General features: G+C 66.5%; 14 protein-coding genes and 1 riboswitch. Of the genes, 12 read left to right on the top strand and 2 right to left on the bottom strand.

Annotated elements, in window-relative coordinates; genetic code table 11:
- Positions 1 to 267 (bottom strand): NUDIX domain-containing protein (locus LTA6_RS18790; RefSeq protein WP_407358399.1); only part of this gene is annotated, 267 nt, incomplete at its 3' end.
- Positions 268 to 490: 223 nt separating this feature from the next.
- Between LTA6_RS18790 and LTA6_RS18785 the strand changes: the two genes are divergently transcribed.
- The 11 genes from LTA6_RS18785 to LTA6_RS18735 all read left to right on the top strand — a co-directional run bounded on the left by LTA6_RS18785 (position 491) and on the right by LTA6_RS18735 (position 14,642).
- Positions 491 to 1,825 (top strand): extracellular solute-binding protein, encoded by a 1,335-nt coding sequence (locus LTA6_RS18785; protein WP_407358398.1) that lies wholly within the window; start codon positions 491 to 493, stop codon positions 1,823 to 1,825.
- 65 nt (positions 1,826 to 1,890) lie between these two features.
- Entirely contained in the window at positions 1,891 to 2,856 is a 966-nt protein-coding gene (locus LTA6_RS18780) for a sugar ABC transporter permease (RefSeq protein ID WP_341975383.1), read from the top strand.
- The gene (locus tag LTA6_RS18775) at positions 2,853 to 3,770 is read left to right on the top strand and encodes a carbohydrate ABC transporter permease (RefSeq protein ID WP_407358397.1); all 918 of its coding nucleotides are present in this window, start codon (positions 2,853 to 2,855) and stop codon (positions 3,768 to 3,770) included. Before LTA6_RS18780 ends, LTA6_RS18775 begins: the two co-directional genes overlap by 4 nt.
- A gap of 112 nt (positions 3,771 to 3,882) precedes the next feature.
- Positions 3,883 to 3,978, top strand: a riboswitch (glycine riboswitch).
- A 167-nt stretch (positions 3,979 to 4,145) separates the two neighbouring features.
- Positions 4,146 to 5,330, top strand: a complete 1,185-nt coding sequence (locus tag LTA6_RS18770) for a glycine cleavage system aminomethyltransferase GcvT (RefSeq protein WP_407358396.1) — start codon at positions 4,146 to 4,148, stop codon at positions 5,328 to 5,330.
- Positions 5,327 to 5,704, top strand: a complete 378-nt coding sequence (gene gcvH, locus LTA6_RS18765) for a glycine cleavage system protein GcvH (protein WP_341975380.1) — start codon at positions 5,327 to 5,329, stop codon at positions 5,702 to 5,704. The genes LTA6_RS18770 and gcvH overlap by 4 nt, the downstream gene beginning before the upstream one ends.
- Positions 5,705 to 5,765: 61 nt before the next feature.
- A complete protein-coding gene (gcvP, locus tag LTA6_RS18760; protein WP_407359300.1) occupies positions 5,766 to 8,591 on the top strand; it encodes an aminomethyl-transferring glycine dehydrogenase in 2,826 nt (941 codons plus the stop codon).
- A 220-nt stretch (positions 8,592 to 8,811) separates the two neighbouring features.
- Entirely contained in the window at positions 8,812 to 10,443 is a 1,632-nt protein-coding gene (locus tag LTA6_RS18755; protein WP_407358395.1) for an ABC transporter substrate-binding protein, read from the top strand.
- Between the two features lie 99 nt (positions 10,444 to 10,542).
- Entirely contained in the window at positions 10,543 to 11,469 is a 927-nt protein-coding gene (locus LTA6_RS18750) for an ABC transporter permease (protein ID WP_407358394.1), read from the top strand.
- On the top strand, positions 11,462 to 12,406 hold the full coding sequence (locus tag LTA6_RS18745; protein WP_341975376.1) for an ABC transporter permease: 945 nt from the start codon (positions 11,462 to 11,464) through the stop codon (positions 12,404 to 12,406). Before LTA6_RS18750 ends, LTA6_RS18745 begins: the two co-directional genes overlap by 8 nt.
- Positions 12,403 to 14,076: an ABC transporter ATP-binding protein gene (locus LTA6_RS18740; protein ID WP_341975375.1), complete on the top strand. Its 1,674-nt coding sequence runs from the start codon at positions 12,403 to 12,405 to the stop codon at positions 14,074 to 14,076. Before LTA6_RS18745 ends, LTA6_RS18740 begins: the two co-directional genes overlap by 4 nt.
- A gap of 2 nt (positions 14,077 to 14,078) precedes the next feature.
- Positions 14,079 to 14,642, top strand: coding sequence for a PH domain-containing protein (locus tag LTA6_RS18735; RefSeq protein WP_407358393.1), 564 nt, complete (start codon positions 14,079 to 14,081; stop codon positions 14,640 to 14,642).
- 39 nt (positions 14,643 to 14,681) lie between these two features.
- Here the strand turns inward: LTA6_RS18735 and LTA6_RS18730 are convergent, their stop codons facing one another.
- Positions 14,682 to 15,488, bottom strand: coding sequence for a CPBP family intramembrane glutamic endopeptidase (locus LTA6_RS18730; RefSeq protein WP_407358392.1), 807 nt, complete (start codon positions 15,486 to 15,488; stop codon positions 14,682 to 14,684).
- Positions 15,489 to 15,589: 101 nt separating this feature from the next.
- Here LTA6_RS18730 and typA point away from each other — a divergent pair, with 101 nt between their 5' ends.
- Positions 15,590 to 17,503 (top strand): translational GTPase TypA, encoded by a 1,914-nt coding sequence (gene typA, locus LTA6_RS18725; protein ID WP_341975372.1) that lies wholly within the window; start codon positions 15,590 to 15,592, stop codon positions 17,501 to 17,503.
- The last annotated feature ends 112 nt before the right edge of the window (positions 17,504 to 17,615 follow it).

The raw sequence follows: 17,615 nt of genomic DNA, 5'->3' as shown, positions 1-17,615 counted from the left end.
GGGGGAGCGGTCCACGGCGCCGAACGCATAGAGCTGTTCGAGGTAGCTCGGCGAGAGGCCGGTCGTCTCTGCCAGGGTGCGCGCGGCCGCGTCGACTGCGGATTCCGCAACGGTGAGCCAGCCGCCGGGCAGCGCCCACTGGTCGGCGTAGGGCTCTCTGGTGCGCAGCACGAGGGGCAGCGCGAGTACGGCTTCGCCGTTCGCAGTGCGGCGCAGCGTCAGGATCACCGTCGAGACGGCGACTCGGATGCCGTGGCTTTGAGTCATTGTTACCTTAACCTCCGATTCGATCTTAGTGTCAGACCGACCCTTAGTGCACATCGATGACGAAGATCGACGCTGAGTCCGAAACGTTATGTCCGGAGCTGTGGAGAGGTTGTTACCCCGGATGGGGTTTGTTAGGTTACTGTCCTAACAAACCCCATCCGGGGGTGACTCCATCCGGAGAGAATCCCTCCTGCAGTGCAGCACCGAGAGGAAAAAAAGAAGAATGAACAGAAACGGGAAGCGCAAGATCGCGCTCACCGCCGTGGCGGGGGCATCGGTCCTCGCCCTCGGCCTGACGGCCTGCGGCACCGGCGGAGGCGGCGAAACGGCCGCGTCCGGATTCGACACGGAGTCCGCCAAGGGACAGGACATCACCTTCTGGGTGATGGGTGGGGACACCCCCGAAGAGGCTCGCGAGTTCCTCGTCGATGCGTATGAAGAGGCGACCGGCGGCACGCTCACCATCGAGCAGCAGGACTGGAGCGACGCGCTCACCAAGCTGACGAACCAGCTTCCCGACGCCAAGAACACCCCTGATGTGACCGAGATCGGCAACACCTGGTCGCCCACGTTCACGACAGCCGGTGCGTTCAGCGACCTGAGCCCGATCTTCGAGGATCTCGGCGGCGACAAGCTGCTGGAGTCGTTCGTCGAGGTCGGCGAAGTGGACGGCAAGCAGTACGCGCTGCCGTACTACTTCGGCTCCCGATACATCACCTACCGCAAGGACATCTGGACCGCTGCCGGGCTCGAGGTTCCGAAGACGCTCGACGAGTTCAGCGAGTCGGTCAAGGCGCTTCGCACCGACGGTCAGTCCGGTTTCTACATCGGCGGTCAGGACTGGCGCAACGGCATCTCCTGGATCTTCGCCAACGGGGGAGAGCTGGCCAAGAAGGACGGCGACAAGTGGGCTTCCACGCTGTCCGACCCGAAGTCCATCGCGGGGCTCGAGCAGTTCCAGGACATCTTCACGGGGGCATCGAACGCTCCGGCCACCGAGGACGACTCGACGCCGTGGATCAACATCAACAACGACAAGGGCGGCGCGGCTCCGACCGCGGCGACGATCATCGCTCCGGGCTGGGCTCACTGGTCGGTGGGCGACTACACCGGTGACAACGACGAGGGCGCCGAGGTCCGTGAGTGGAACGACGCCACGTTCGGCGTGTTCCCGCTCCCCGGCCTCGAGGAGGGCTCGGTGGCACCGGTCTTCGCCGGCGGCTCGAACATCGGTGTCTCGGCCAAGAGCGAGAACCAGGCAGGGGCCAAGGAGCTCCTCCGGATCATCTACTCGGACGAGTACCAGACGCTCCTCGCCAAGAACGGCCTGGGTCCGGCGAATGTCGACTTCGTCGGCGATCTCGGCGACGACCAGTTCGCTGAGGCGCTCGTCGACTCCGCACTCGGCTCGAAGCTGACCCCGGCAGCGCCCGGTTGGGCGGCGGTCGAGGGCAAGAAGATCCTGGAGGAGTTCTTCGGCAAGGTCGCGGAGGGCGGAGACGTCGCAGACCTGGCGAAGGAGTACGACGCCAAGATCGACGCCATCATCAACGGTTGATCACCCTGCGTGGGGGTCGGGTCCGCCCGGCCCCCACGCGTATTTCTCAGACAGGCAGTGCCCGCATGACCACCACAGATGCCCCCGTTTCGCCTCCCGGCCGCACCGGCCGCTCGACCGGCGCCGATCCGTCCGTTCGGCGGCGCGCGCTGGCGCCCTACTTCCTGATCCTCGGCGCCGTTCTCGTGCTGCTGCTCGGCATGGGGTATCCCGTCGTCTGGCAGATCGTCACGTCATTCCAGAAGTACGGGGCGATGCAGCAGCTCGGTGGCAAGGCCCCCGACTTCGTCGGGTTCGACAACTACATCGCCATCGCGCAGGACGGCACGTTCTGGGCAGTGACGTTCCGCTCCGTGCTCTTCTGCCTGGTGACGGCATTCGTCACCATCGTTGTCGGAGTCCTCCTCGCACTGCTGATGACCAAGATCCACGCTGCGGCACGCTTCACGCTGCAGATCGCGCTGCTCCTGGCCTGGGCGATGCCCGTGATCGCTGCGATGACCGTGTTCATCTGGCTCTTCAACCGCCAGCGCGGCGTCATCAACTACCTCCTCAGCATGATCCCCGGTGTCGACATGAAGGGATTCAACTGGATCGGCACCACGCCGCTGCTCTTCTTCATCGTCGCGTCGATCATCATCATCTGGATGTCGGTGCCGTTCGTGGCGTTCTCGGCGTACGCCGGCCTCACCCAGGTCAGCGGGGAGGTCCTCGAAGCCAGTCAGCTGGACGGCGCGAGCGCCGTGCAGCGGTTCCGCTTCATCGTGTTCCCGGTCCTCAAGCCGGTCATCGCGATCGTCCTGCTCCTCAACCTCATCTGGGATCTGCGCGTCTTCGCCCAGATCACCCTCCTGCAGGACGCCGGGCCCAAGTCGACGGACTACGACCTCCTCGGCACCTATATCTATAAGACCGGAGTCGCCGGCCTTGATTTCGGAGCCGGAGCGGCGATGTCGATCTTCGTCCTGGCACTGACGATCGCGCTGAGCTGGTTCTATGTGCGCAGCCTCATCAAGGAGGAGGGAAAATGACCGTCACCGCCACCCGCACCGCTGTCGAGAAGAGCGCCGGTCGCGTCGCCGTCAGTGCCGACGGGAGTCGCATCCCGGTGCGTCGCCGGAAGCTCCGCCTGGGCACGTGGCTGCTCAGCATCCTGGCGCTCGTCATCGCCGTCATCTGGGCGTTTCCCGTCTACTGGATGGTCAACTCGTCGATGCTGTCGACGGCCACCCTCGAGTCCTTCACTCCGACGTTCTTCCCGGTCGGCGGGTCCTTCTCGAACTTCGAACGGGTGCTCACGCCGTCATTCTTCTCAGCGCTCGCGGTCAGCGTCGGAGTGACGCTGCTCTCGGTCGCCGTCTGCCTGACGTTCGCGTTCCTCGCGTCCATCGCCATCAGCCGGTTCAAGTTCCGGGGTCGCGTCTCGTTCATCGTGACGATCCTGCTCATCCAGATGCTCCCGGCCGAGGGGCTCTTCATCGCGCAGTACAAGATGATGGCGAGCTTCGGCCTGCTCAGCAACGTACTGGGACTCAGCATCCTGTACGTCGCCGCCGTCGTGCCCTTCACGATCTGGATGCTGCGCGGCTTCGTCTCAGGTGTTCCGGCCGAACTCGAGGAGGCGGGGATGATCGACGGACTCAGCCGGACGCAGGCATTCGTGCGCATCACCCTGCCCCTGCTGGCTCCGGGCCTCGTCGCCTCAGGTGTGTTCGCATTCCTGCAGTGCTGGAACGAGTTCACGGTTGCGCTGGTGATCATGGAGAACAACCGGACCCTGCCGCTCTGGCTGCGCGGGTTCGTCCAGCAGAGCGCGACCCAGGCCATCGACTGGGGTCAGGTCATGGCGGCCTCGACGATCGTGGCCATCCCGGTCATCATCTTCTTCGTCATCGTCCAGGGGCGCATGACGAGCGGACTCGTCGCGGGCGCCGTCAAGGGCTGACATCCGAGCGCGGCTCCGGTCGCAGTTCCCGCCGCTTTCGCGTACATGAAGCGGCAGAAACTGCGACCGGAGCGCACCCGCTAGACTGATCGCACAACCGAACACAGGCCGAATGACCCTCGCGGGAGAGCCCCGGTGAATGCAGCCGGGCACCGAAGGAGCAAGCCTCCCCGCCAATCTCTCAGGTAACGCGTACCGCGCGGTTCCGGCCACTCTGAAAAGCGATCTCGCGCAACGAGATCCGCCGACGGTGAAAGCCCCTGATTCGATGGTCCTTGGCCTGTCGATGGGCGAAGCTCTCAGGCCTATGACAGAGGGGGAGTTCCCAGGATCGGCGACGCCGCCGGTCCGCCCGATCCAGCCCGGGAGAACTCCATGTCCGACCCCCGCTACACCCCGCTCCGCGAACGCCACGAGGCGCTGGGCGCCTCCTTCACAGACTTCGGTGGCTGGCAGATGCCGGTGCGGTACACCTCCGATCTCGCCGAGCACCACGCCGTGCGTCAGTCCGCCGGGCTCTTCGACATCTCGCACATGGCCGAGTTCCTCGTCACCGGTCCGTATGCCGCCGAGTTCCTCGACTACGCGCTCGCGGGCCGCATCTCCACGATGCCGGTCGGCAAGGCCAAGTACTCGCTTGTCCTCGCCGAAAGCGGCGGAATCGTCGACGACGTCATCGCCTACCGACTGGCAGAAGATCGCTACCTGGTGATCGCCAACGCGGGCAACCGGGGCTTCGTCGATGCGGCGTTCGCATCGCGGGTCCGGTCGTTCCCGTCGATTCCCGAGCGCGATCTTCCGCCGCGCGCGGCCGATGAGGACCGCAGCTTCGCCGGATTCATCGGCGACCGCGGAGTGGACGTCGAGGACGTCTCCGACTCCTACGCCCTGCTCGCCGTGCAGGGACCCGCTGCCGAAGCCATCGTCTCCGTCGCCGAAGGGATCACCGATCTCGGAACCCCGTGGGCGGAGCAGAAGTACTACGCCTGGGCCGATGCCTTCTTCCTCGGTGAGCCGCTGCTCATCGCTCGCACCGGGTACACCGGTGAGGACGGCTTCGAGCTGCTCGTCCGCGCCGCCGACGCTCCGGCGCTCTGGGACGCCCTGATCGTCGCCGGAGAACCGCACGGCCTCGTGCCGGCCGGTCTCGCCGCCCGCGACACCCTCCGACTCGAGGCGGGCATGCCGCTCTACGGGCACGAGCTGACCCTCGACACGAAGCCCGCTCAGGCCGGACTCGGACGCGTCGTAGCCGTCGACAAGGAGAGCTTCGTCGGCAAGGACGCCGTGGATGCGGCGGCCGACGCGCCGATCCTCGTCGGCCTCACTGCCGAGGGCAAGCGCGCCGGCCGTGCCGGCTACGCGGTCGTCGCTGAAGACGGCACCGTTCTCGGCGAGATCACCAGCGGTGCCCTCAGCCCGACCCTCGGCCACCCGATCGCGATGGCCTATGTGACTCCTTCTTCCGCTGAAGAGGGATCCGCAGTATTCCTGGATGTGCGGGGGACGAAGATCCCCGCGACCGTGACCGCCCTGCCTTTCTACCGGAGGACAAAATGACCGACCTCAACGCACTGAGCTACACCGAAGAGCACGAGTGGCTCGCGATCGACGGTGAGACCGTCACCATCGGCATCACCGACTACGCGGCCGAGAAGCTCGGCGACGTCGTCTTCGTGGAGCTGCCCGCTGTCGGCACCGAGATCACCGCCGGTGCCGTCGTCGGCGAGATCGAGTCGACGAAGTCGGTCGGCGAGCTCTACGCTCCGGTCGCCGGCACCGTCGTCGAGATCAACGACGCCGTCGTCGACGACCCTTCGCTCGTCAACGCCGAGCCGTTCGCCGGCGGCTGGTTGATCAAGGTCTCCGTCGCGGCCGGCGCTGCCGACGGTCTGCTCGATCGCGACGCGTACGTCGCACTCACGGAGGGCTGATCCAGACGTGGTCTCTTTCGCCGATCGTCATATCGGAACCACCGCCGAGGCGCAGCGGGTCATGCTCGATGCGCTCGGGGTCGAGTCCGTGCTCGAGGACTGGAGCCCCGTCGAGGCGCTGATGCGCCAGGCGGTTCCCTCCTCGATCTTCACCGCAGCGTCGACCGATTCGCTCATCCCCGGCGCCGCCAGCGAGACCGAGGCGCTCGCGGAGCTCCGCGCGCTCGCGGCACGCAACACGGTGAACCGGCCGATGATCGGCCTGGGCTACTACGGCACGATCATCCCGCAGGTGATCCAGCGGAACGTGCTCGAGAACCCGTCCTGGTACACGGCGTACACGCCGTACCAGCCGGAGATCTCCCAGGGGCGCCTGGAGGCGCTCATCAACTTCCAGACGATGGTCGCCGAGCTCACCGGGCTGTCGACCGCGAACGCGTCGATGCTCGATGAGTCCACCGCGGTCGTCGAGGGGATGCTGCTCGCCCGTCGCGCCTCGAAGACGAAATCGAATGTGTTCGTCGTCGACGCCGACGCACTGCCGCAGACGAAGGCGCTGCTCGCCAACCGTGCCGAGGCCGTCGGCATCGAGCTCGTGACGGTGGACTTCGCCGCAGGGGAGACCCTGCCGGCCGAGCTGTTCGGCGTCTTCGTGCAGTACCCCGGCGCATCAGGACGCGTCTGGAACCCGAGTGCCGTCATCGACGCTGCGCACCTGGCCGGTGCCCTCGCCGTCGTCGCGGCCGATCTTCTCGCCCTCACGCTCATCTCGTCGCCGGGTTCGCTGGGCGCGGACGTCGCCGTCGGCACCACCCAGCGTTTCGGCGTGCCGATGGGCTTCGGCGGACCGCACGCCGGCTACATGGCGGTGCGCGCGGGTCTCGAGCGGCAGCTTCCGGGTCGCCTGGTCGGCGTCTCGGTGGATGCCGACGGCAAGCCGGCCTACCGTCTCTCGCTGCAGACGCGCGAGCAGCACATCCGCCGCGAGAAGGCCACGTCGAACATCTGCACCGCGCAGGTGCTCCTCGCCGTGATGGCGTCGATGTACGCCGTTTACCACGGTCCGGACGGACTGCGGGCGATCGCGAAGGAGACCGCGCTGAAGGCCGCGCTGCTGCGCGACTGGCTGGTCGAGGCCGGGGCCGAGGTCGTGCACGAAGCCTTCTTCGACACGCTGCAGGTGCGGGTCCCCGGGCGGGCTGCGGAGTTCGCCGAGCAGGCGCACCACGGCTACGGCATCCTGCTGCACGTGGCGGATGCCGACACGATCGGCATCTCGGTCGATGAGACCACCAGCCACAGCGAACTGCATCAGGTCGCGCAGGTGTTCGGCGGCAAGCAGGAGCGCGTCTTCGGCTTCGGCGACGGTTACAACTCCCTCCCGGGCGACCTCATCCGCGAGCCCGACTACCTGACCCACCCGGTGTTCCATGCGCACCGCAGTGAGACCGCCATGATGCGGTACCTGAAGAGCCTCGCCGACCGGGACTACGCCCTGGACCGTGGCATGATCCCGCTCGGTTCGTGCACGATGAAGCTCAACGCCGCGACCGAGATGGCGGCGATCACGTGGCCGGAGTTCGCCGGCATCCACCCCTTCGCGCCGGCATCCGACGTCGAGGGCTACCTCGAACTCGTCGACCAGCTCGAGGGCTGGCTCGCCGAGGTCACGGGCTACGACGCCGTCTCGCTGCAGCCGAACGCGGGCTCGCAGGGCGAGCTCGCCGGCCTCCTGGCCATTCGCGGCTACCACCTCGCCAACGGCGACGATCAGCGCACCGTGTGCCTGATCCCGTCGTCCGCACACGGCACCAACGCGGCATCCGCGGTGCTCGCCGGCATGAAGGTCGTCGTCGTCGCCTGCGACGAACTCGGCAACGTCGACCTCGACGACCTGCGCGCGAAGATCGCAGCGCACGCCGACGAGCTGTCCGCGCTGATGATCACCTATCCGTCGACGCACGGCGTGTACGAGCACGACGTGGTCGAGATCACCGCCGCCGTTCACGACGCCGGCGGGCAGGTCTACGTCGACGGCGCGAACCTCAACGCCCTGCTCGGGTACGCCCGGTTCGGCGACCTCGGCGGCGACGTCTCGCATCTCAACCTGCACAAGACGTTCGCGATCCCGCACGGCGGTGGCGGTCCAGGCATCGGACCGGTCGCGGCCAAGGCCCACCTCGCGCCGTTCCTGCCGGGGCATCCGCTCGCGCAGCGTGCCGAGCACTTCGGAGGGTTCACCTTCGAAGGCGGTGCCGTTTCCGGTGCGCCATACGGGTCGGCGGGTGTCCTGCCGATCTCGTGGGCCTACGTGCGGATGATGGGTGCCGACGGACTCCGCCGTGCGACGGCCGCGGCCGTCCTCTCGGCGAATTACATCGCTGCGCGCCTCGGCGAGCACTACCCGGTGCTGTACACGGGCGAGAACGGCCGGGTCGCGCATGAGTGCATCCTGGACCTCCGTCCCCTCAAGGAAGCCACAGGCATCACCGTCGACGACGTCGCCAAGCGACTCATCGACTATGGCTTCCACGCGCCGACGATGTCGTTCCCCGTCGCGGGCACGCTCATGGTCGAGCCGACCGAGTCGGAGGACATCGGCGAGATCGAGCGGTTCATCGAGGCGATGATCCAGATCAAGGCCGAGGCGAATGCTGTCGCCGCAGGCCGCTGGCCCGCCGACGACAACCCGCTGGTGGGGGCCCCGCACACCGCGGTCTCGCTGATCGCGGGGGAGTGGGCGCACGCCTACACCCGCGAGGAGGCTGCGTACCCGATTCCGGCGCTCGTCGCGGGCAAGTACTGGCCGCCGGTGCGCCGCATCGACCAGGCATACGGCGACCGCAACCTCGTCTGCGCCTGCCCGCCGGTGGAGGCATTCGCCTGAGACGAAACCGCACGTCCGAACGGCGTTCCGCATACCCGCCCGGGTACGCGGAACGCCGTTTTCGCGCGCCTCCCGGTTACAGCGCTGTTACGGATGGTCACCACTCAGTAACAGTTCATTAGCGGAGATAGGTACGGGGGATTCTGGGGGTTACTCTCAACTATCGCCGCGCATTCGACGAGGAGTGCGCGTTTATCCATGTCCATCAGGAGGACACAAAGTGAAGCGAAACAAGATCGCCCTTGCGGGCACCGCGTTGTTTGTCATCGGCGCGCTAGCACTCGCCGGTTGCGCCGCTGGCGGGACCCCCGAGACGGAAGAAACGTCATCCGGTGACCCCACGGCCGTCATCTCGGTCAACAACACCGAACCGCAGAACCCGCTGATCCCGACGAACACCAACGAGGTGGGCGGCGGACTCGTCATCCAGAGCATGTTCGCTGGCCTGGTCTACTACGACGCGGAAGGCGCTGTTCACAACGATGTCGCCGAGTCGATCGAGACCGACGACGCGCAGACCTTCACCATCAAGATCAAGCCCGACCAGACCTTCACCAACGGTGACCCGGTCGACGCCGAGGCTTTCGTCACGGCGTGGAACTACGGCGCCGCGCTCGACAACGCGCAGCTCTCGAGCTACTTCTTCGAGTCCATCGAGGGCTTCTCCTACGACGAGAACGTCCCCGAGCTCTCCGGCCTGAAGGTCGTCGACGACCTCACCTTCACGGTCAAGCTGAAGCAGCCCGAGTCCGACTTCCCGCTGCGTCTCGGATACACCGCCTACTTCCCGATGCCGGCATCGGCGTGGGACGACCTCGAGGCGTTCGGCGAGAACCCCGTCGGCAACGGACCGTACGCGTTCGAGGAGGAAGGCGCCTGGAAGCACAACGAGCGCATCGACCTCGTGAAGAACGACGAGTACACCGGTCCGCGTGAGGCGCAGAACGGCGGAGTCGACATGATCCTCTACGCCAGCACCGATGCCGCGTACGCCGACCTTCAGGGCGGCAACCTCGACATCCTCCAGGAGATCCCGGACAGCGCGCTGCAGACCTTCGAGAGCGACTTCGAGGGACGCACGGTGAACCAGCCGGCAGCGGCCAACGCCACCATCACGATCCCGGGCCGCCTCGACCACTTCAGTGGTGAGGAAGGCATCCTGCGTCGTCAGGCGATCTCGCACGCGATCAACCGCGAAGAGATCACCGATGTGGTCTTCAACGGCACGCGTACCCCGGCGAAGGACTTCACCTCGCCCGTGATCGACGGATACTCCGAGGAGATCCCCGGTTCCGAGGTGCTCGAGTTCGATGCGGATGAGGCGAAGAAGCTGTGGGCCGAGGCCGACGCCATCGCCCCGTGGAGCGGCACCTTCGAGATCCAGTACAACGCTGACGGCCCGAACCAGGGCTGGGTCGATGCGATCGCGAACCAGCTGAAGAACAACCTCGGCATCGAGGCAGCGGGCAAGCCGATCCCGACCTTCGCAGAGCACCGCACGCTGATCACCGAGCGTCAGGCGACCACGGCCTTCCGTAACGGATGGCAGTTCGACTACCCGTCGATGTTCAACGGCCTCGGCCCGATCTACGGCACCGACGCGGGCTCGAACGACGGCGACTACTCGAACGCGGAGTTCGACGCGCTGCTCGACGAAGGCGCTTCGGCGGCGGATGTCGAAGACGGCATCAAGAAGTTCCAGGAGGCGCAGGAGATCCTGTTCCAGGAGCTTCCCTCCATCCCGCTCTGGTACACCAACGCCATGGGTGCGTGGGGCGAGAGCGTGGAGGACGTGGAGTTCGGCTGGGACACCTGGCCGATCCTCTACCAGGTCACGAAGGCCGCCGAGTAGGTCTGATAGCACTCTCCTGTGAGGCGGTGACGATTCTTCGTCGCCGCCTCACAGGCCGTGTTGGTCATACCTTTTCGCTTCCTGACTACGGGACAACAGATGCTCGGCTATATCCTGAGACGTTTCCTGCAGGTGATTCCGGTGTTCTTCGGAGCCACCCTGCTCATCTATTTCCTCGTGTTCGCCATGCCAGGCGACCCGATCCTCGCCCTGTTCGGCGACCGCACCCCGAACCCGGCGGTCGTGCAGCAGCTACGCGAGCAATACCACCTGAACGACCCGTTCATCGTGCAGTACTGGTACTACATCACCGGGGTGTTCCAGGGTGACCTCGGCACCACGTTCTCGGGTCGCCCCGTCTCCGCGGTGCTCGTCGAGACGCTTCCGGTCACCGGCCGGCTCGCGGTGATGGCCATCGGCATCGAGTTCGTGCTCGCGATCATCATCGGCACGATCTCGGCGCTGTACAAGGGCAAGCTGTTCGACCATGTCGCTCTGGTCGTCGCGCTCGTCGCGATCGCGATCCCGATCTTCGTCGTCGCGTTCCTCGCGCAGTACTTCCTCGCGATCCAGTGGGGACTGTTCAAGCCCACCGTCGGCGCCGACAACGACTGGGGCGGCCTGTGGCTGCCCGCGATCGTGCTCGGCTTCAGCCTGTATGCGGTCAGCATGCGGCTCATGCGCAGTTCGGTGATCGACACCCTCAATCAGGACTGGGTGCGCACCGCGTACAGCAAGGGCCTGTCGCGCGGCCGCGTGATCCCCGTGCACGTGCTTCGCAACTCCCTGATCCCGGTGATCACGAACTCGGCGACCAACTTCGGTGTGCTGCTGGTCGGTGCGACCGTCACGGAGGGCATCTTCAACGTCCCCGGTGTCGGCAACACGCTGTACCAGGCCGCGATCCGCAATGAAGGCCCCACCGTGGTCTCCTTCGTCACGGTCTTCGTGATCCTGTACGTCCTGGTCAACCTCGTCATCGACCTGCTCTACGGTCTGCTCGACCCAAGGATCCGTTATGCCTGACCCCACTACGCAGAAGCACTTCGTCGCGCCGATCGAGACGGAGACGATCTCCGTCGACGCGGTGCGGATCGCCGAGAAGCCGAGCAACCTGTGGCGTGACGCGTGGACTGATCTCCGACGTCGCCCGCTGTTCTGGGCTTCCGTCGCGCTCGCCCTCATCTTCCTGGTGATGGCAGTGTGGCCGACCCTGTTCACCTCGACCCCACCGAACGGCGACTGCCAGCTCTCGAACAGCAACGGCGGGCCGACAGACGGGCACCCGCTCGGGTTCACGTTCCAAGGATGCGACATCTACGCACGCCTCATCTGGGGTGCGCAGACCTCGCTGTCGGTCGGCCTGCTCGCCACGCTCATCTCCTCGGTCCTCGGGCTGATCATGGGCGCGCTGGCCGGGTTCTACGGAGGATGGCTGGATTCGCTGCTCTCGCGGGTCGGCGACATCTTCTTCGCGATCCCGTACATCCTCGCGGCAGTCGTCGTCATGACGGTGTTCTCGCAGTACCGGTCCGTACCGGTCCTCGCGCTCGCGATCGGTGGTTTCGCCTGGGCATCGACCGCCAGAGTCGTGCGCGCCGAAGTGCTGAGAGTCCGGCAGGCCGACTTCGTCGTCGCGTCGCGGGCGCTCGGCAAGGGCAAATTCGGAACTCTCGTCGCCCACGTGATTCCGAACGCGCTCGCGCCGCTGCTCGTCCTGACGACGCTCAGCCTCGCCGCGTCGATCGTCGCCGAGGCGACGCTGTCGTTCCTCGGCGTCGGTCTGGGAAGCTCGACCATGTCGTGGGGCAATGACATCAGCGCGGCGCAGTCGTCGCTGCGCGTCGCGCCGATGGCACTCATCTATCCGTCGATCGCGCTCACCCTTGCGGTGCTCGCGTTCGTGACTCTGGGCGAGCTGATCCGAGACGCCCTCGACCCGAAGGCGAGGGCACGTCGATGAACGATCGTGCAGCCGCACAGATCCCCCTGCTCAGCGTGCGCGACCTCACGGTCGCGTTCCGCACGCAGGAGGGCGTGAAAGAGGTTCTCCACGGGGCGAGCTTCGACATCTTCCCGGGTGAGACCGTGGCGATCGTCGGGGAGTCGGGTTCGGGCAAGTCCACGACGGCCACAGCCATCGTGAACCTCCTTCCCGGCACCGGAATGATCACCGGCGGATCGATCACGCTCGACGGCCGCGAGCTGACCACCCTCGGCCGCACCGCGATCGAGAACGTTCGGGGCCGCGAGATCGGCTTCGTGCCGCAGGATCCGATGTCGAACCTCAACCCTGTGTGGAGCATCGGCTTCCAGGTGAAGGAGGCGATCCGGGCCAACGGGATCGCACAGGGCCGCGCCGCCGTCAAGGCGCGCGCGATCGAGGTGCTGCAGCAGGCCGGCCTGGCGGATGCCGAGCGGCGTCTGCATCAGTTCCCGCACCAGTTCTCCGGAGGCATGCGGCAGCGCGCGCTGATCGGAATCGGCCTGGCAGCCGACCCGAAGCTGCTCATCGCCGACGAGCCGACCTCCGCGCTGGACGTCACCGTGCAGCGGGTGATCCTCGATCACATGGCCTCTCTCACACGTGACAGGGGCACTTCGGTGCTTCTGATCACCCACGACCTCGGCTTGGCGGCCGAGCGTGCGGAGAAGATCATTGTGATGAGCAACGGGAACATCGTCGAGGCAGGGCCTAGCCGGCAGATCCTCGAGGATCCACAGCATCCGTACACGAAACGACTGGTCTCCGCAGCGCCCAGCATCGCATCGCAGCGCATCCAGGCGGTCGTCGAGGACCGGGGCATCGAAACCCTCAAGGACCTCGCCGACATCCCGCCGACGGTGCGAGTGGCCGGCCTCACGAAGGACTACCGGATCCGCCAGGGAGGCTTCCGCAGCGAAGCATTCCGGGCTGTCGACGACGTCACCTTCGAGATCCCGAAGGGCAAGACCCTGGCTCTCGTCGGGGAATCCGGCTCGGGCAAGTCGACGGTGGCGAAGATGGTGCTCAAGCTCGAAGAGCCGACCAGCGGCACCATCGAGATCGACGGCCAGGATGTGTCGCGCCTCTCGAACGCTCAGGCGTTCGGCCTGCGTCGACGCATGCAGCCGGTCTTCCAGGACCCGTACGGATCTCTCGACCCGCTGCGCAACATCGGTGCCACCATCGCAGAACCGCTGCAGATCCACGGTGTGGGCGATCGCACCTCGCAGCGGGAACGGGTGGAGGAGCTCCTCGATCAGGTCTCGCTGCCGCGGGTGCTGGCGACGAGGTACGCGAACGAGTTGTCCGGCGGACAACGGCAGCGCGTCGCGATCGCTCGCGCGCTCGCCCTCAAGCCCGACATCGTCGTTCTCGATGAGGCCGTGTCGGCGCTCGATGTGCTGGTGCAGGATCAGGTCCTGAAGCTGCTCGCCGACCTGCAGTCGGAGCTCGATCTGACGTACCTGTTCATCACGCACGACCTCGCGGTCGTTCGCGTCTCGAGCGACCTCGTGTGCGTGATGGAGAAGGGGCGCGTCGTCGAGCAGGGCACGGTCGATGAGATCTTCGCGAACCCGCAGCAGGAGTACACGGATCGCCTCTTGCAGGCGATCCCCGGCGCCTCTATCGCGCTCGGCGGACGCTGACGGTGACGGACGACGAACGCCCGGAGGGCACGCGGACGTTCCGCGCGTCCTCCGGGCCGGTCGTGATGATCATCTCGGGGCTGCTTGCGGCGTTCCTCCTCGGTGATGCCGTGGTGCGCGCGGGCTGGGGGCAGATGCTCCTGCTCGCCCCGTGGGTGCTGCTGACGTTGTGGGTGGTCTATGAGGTCAGCTCCGTCTCCCTCGTCCGCGTCGACGCGGACGGAGCGCTCGTGCAGAACATGCTCCGCAGGACGAGCTTCGGCTGGACCCGGGTGCGAGACATCGATATGCGCTGGCAGCTGGTGTTCTCGCTCGACGACGGCACCGACGTCACCTGCTACGGCGGTCCGGCGCGGTCGCGCCCGGTGCGTCGCCCTTCGCGGGATGACATGGAGGTCAAGATGCCGGCGGGCGTTCGCGAGCTCACCGGGATCCGGGATCGCTGGGAGGCGGCCGGCGGTGCAGCGGATGCTCCGATCCGTCGCACCTGGGACGGATCGGCACTGATCGTGCTGGGCGTGCTCGTGCTCTGGGCAGCCGCAGCCGTCGTGATCGCGAATCTCTGACCCGCCCGCTGTGCGCGGCCTCGTAGAGCGGCGGAGGGACTACGCCGGCAGGCCGAACAGCGCGGGCCAGGTCGCGGCGGCCCACGGGTAGCCGACGAACACCGTCGCGTCGATGAGGAAATGCGCGACCAGGAAGGGCAGCAGTCGTCCGGTGCGCAGGAACAGCCAGCCGAACAGCATCCCCATCGCGAAATTCCCGATGAACGCGCCCGGTCCCTGATAGAGGTGATAGCTCGCACGCAGCACGCTGGTGGCGATGATGATCGTCCAGGGCCCACATCCCAGCTGCTTCAGCCGCGCGAACAGGTAGCCGAGCACGACGAACTCCTCCTGCAGGGAGGCGCGTGCCGCGGCGAGCAGCAGGACCGGCACCGTCCACCAGTACGCGTCCAGCCCGGCCGGGTTCACGGCGACGAAGAGTCCCAGCATGCGTCCGACGAGATACAGGGCGAGGCCGGGGATGCCGATCGCCAGCACCAGCAGGATGCCGCCGCCGGTGTCCCGCCCGGTCCGGGTGCCGTCGAGGCCGAGCCGGCCGAGGTGCGGGCGCGACGACTGCCAGAGCAGGAAGCACACCAGCAGCACCGGGACGATGGAGAACCCGATCGAGAGCACCTGGTAGATCAGGTCGAACAGTTCGCGATCGCTGCGCGAGGGATTGAGTGTCGCCACCTGATCGGCGAGCGGCTTCTCGTCGGTGAGTCGATAGGCGAGCTGGACGATCGCGTACACCGCGGACTGGCCGAGTCCGAGCGCCAGGACGATCGCGATCTCCCACCACAGCCGCGTGCGCGAGGGTGTGGGAGGCGTGTCTGGCGCGAGTGCCGGGGCGGGTCGAGGGGTCACGTCCCCGATCGTACGACGTCCGCCCAGGAACGATGCCTGGCCATGCGATACCCTGGTATGTCGGCATCCCGACCCTTTCCCCTCCCTTTTAGGACTTCTGCATGGCGCACGCCCTCCGCTCTGACCTCCGCAACGTCGCAATCGTCGCGCACGTCGACCACGGAAAGACCACGCTCGTCGACGCCATGCTGCGTCAGACCGGCTCTTTCGGCTCTCACGAGCACATGGAAGAACGTGCCATGGACTCCAACGACCTCGAGCGTGAGAAGGGCATCACGATCCTCGCCAAGAACACGGCGATCACCTACAAGGGCAAGCACGCCGAGGGCAAGGAGATCACGATCAACGTGATCGACACCCCCGGCCACGCCGACTTCGGCGGCGAGGTCGAGCGCGGCCTGTCGATGGTCGACGGCGTCGTGCTGCTCGTGGACGCGTCCGAGGGGCCGCTGCCGCAGACCCGCTTCGTGCTGCGCAAGGCGCTCGAGGCGAAGCTGCCCGTCATCCTCCTGGTCAACAAGACCGACCGTCCCGACGCCCGCATCGCCGAGGTCGAGGAAGAAGCACACGACCTGCTGCTCGGCCTCGCGTCCGACCTCGTCGACGACGTGCCGGACCTCGACGTCGATGCCCTGCTCGACGTGCCGATCGTCTACGCGTCCGGCCGCAACGGCGCCGCGTCGCTCAACCGCCCGGAGAACGGCTCGCTGCCCGACAACGGTGACCTCGAACCGCTCTTCGAGGCGATCCTCAAGCACGTGCCGGCTCCGGCGTACGACGACGAGGCCCCGCTGCAGGCATGGGTCACGAACCTCGACTCCAGCCCGTTCCTCGGTCGTCTGGCCCTGCTCCGTGTCTTCAACGGCACGCTGAAGAAGGGCCAGACAGTGGCCTGGGTCCGCGCCGACGGCACCCACCAGAACGCTCGTATCACCGAGCTCCTGAAGACTCGCGCCCTCGAGCGCTACCCCGCAGAGTCCGCCGGCCCCGGCGACATCGTCGCGATCGCCGGTTTCGAGAACATCACGATCGGTGAGACCATCGCCGACCCCGAAGATGTGCGTCCGCTCCCGGCCATCACGGTCGATGACCCCGCCATCTCGATGACGATCGGCACCAACACCTCGCCGCTCATGGGCAAGGTCAAGGGCCACAAGCTCACCGCTCGCATGGTCAAGGACCGTCTCGACAAGGAGCTCATCGGAAACGTCTCGCTCAAGGTCGTCGACATCGGACGTCCGGATGCGTGGGAAGTGCAGGGCCGCGGAGAGCTGGCCCTCGCGATCCTCGTCGAGAACATGCGCCGCGAAGGCTTCGAGCTCACTGTCGGCAAGCCGCAGGTGGTCACGAAGAAGGTCGACGGCAAGACCTACGAGCCGTTCGAGCACCTCACCATCGACACTCCGGAAGAGCACCTCGGCGCGATCACGCAGCTCCTGGCGAACCGCAAGGGCCGCATGGAGAACATGACCAACCACGGCACCGGCTGGGTGCGCATGGAGTTCATCGTCCCGTCGCGCGGCCTCATCGGCTTCCGCAGCGAGTTCCTGACCACCACTCGCGGCACCGGCATCGCGAACGCGATCTCGCACGGCTACGAGCCGTGGGCCGGCTCCATCACGACGCGTCAGAACGGTTCGATCGTCGCTGACCGCCAGGGTGTCGTCACCCCGTTCGCGATGATCGCCCTGCAGGAGCGCATGTCGTTCTTCGTGCAGCCCACGCAGGAGGTCTACGAGGGCATGGTGATCGGTGAGAACTCGCGCGCCGACGACATGGACGTGAACATCACCAAGGAGAAGAAGCTCACCAACATGCGTGCAGCGAGCTCCGACACGTTCGAGTCGATGACCCCGCCGCGTCAGCTGACGCTGGAGGAGAGCCTGGAGTTCGCCCGCGACGACGAGTGCGTCGAAGTGACGCCCGAGGTCGTGCGCATCCGCAAGGTGAACCTCGACGCGAACACCCGCGCACGCGAGACTGCGCGCCTCAAGCGCCAGGACGCCAACGTCTGAGAATCGCCTCTGAAAGAGGGCCCCGCAGCGCCGAATCGGCGCGCGCGGGGCCCTCTTCTCATGTAATGCCCAGGTGAGAGCAGGTTTTCACTCAGGTTCGTCGTGCAGACTC

Origin of the sequence: Microbacterium sp. LTA6 (assembly GCF_045690355.1) — a bacterium.
Lineage (GTDB): Bacteria > Actinomycetota > Actinomycetes > Actinomycetales > Microbacteriaceae > Microbacterium.
The sequence above is the reverse complement of the archived record's forward strand: the minus strand, read 5'-3'. Positions and strand labels throughout refer to the sequence as shown.

Coding starts and splice junctions, on each gene's coding strand:
- LTA6_RS18785 (WP_407358398.1), top strand. CDS start 491: ATGAACAGAAACGGGAAGCGCAAGATCGCGCTCACCGCCGTGGCGGGG.
- LTA6_RS18780 (WP_341975383.1), top strand. CDS start 1,891: ATGACCACCACAGATGCCCCCGTTTCGCCTCCCGGCCGCACCGGCCGC.
- LTA6_RS18775 (WP_407358397.1), top strand. CDS start 2,853: ATGACCGTCACCGCCACCCGCACCGCTGTCGAGAAGAGCGCCGGTCGC.
- LTA6_RS18770 (WP_407358396.1), top strand. CDS start 4,146: ATGTCCGACCCCCGCTACACCCCGCTCCGCGAACGCCACGAGGCGCTG.
- gcvH (WP_341975380.1), top strand. CDS start 5,327: ATGACCGACCTCAACGCACTGAGCTACACCGAAGAGCACGAGTGGCTC.
- gcvP (WP_407359300.1), top strand. CDS start 5,766: ATGCTCGATGCGCTCGGGGTCGAGTCCGTGCTCGAGGACTGGAGCCCC.
- LTA6_RS18750 (WP_407358394.1), top strand. CDS start 10,543: ATGCTCGGCTATATCCTGAGACGTTTCCTGCAGGTGATTCCGGTGTTC.
- LTA6_RS18745 (WP_341975376.1), top strand. CDS start 11,462: ATGCCTGACCCCACTACGCAGAAGCACTTCGTCGCGCCGATCGAGACG.
- LTA6_RS18740 (WP_341975375.1), top strand. CDS start 12,403: ATGAACGATCGTGCAGCCGCACAGATCCCCCTGCTCAGCGTGCGCGAC.
- typA (WP_341975372.1), top strand. CDS start 15,590: ATGGCGCACGCCCTCCGCTCTGACCTCCGCAACGTCGCAATCGTCGCG.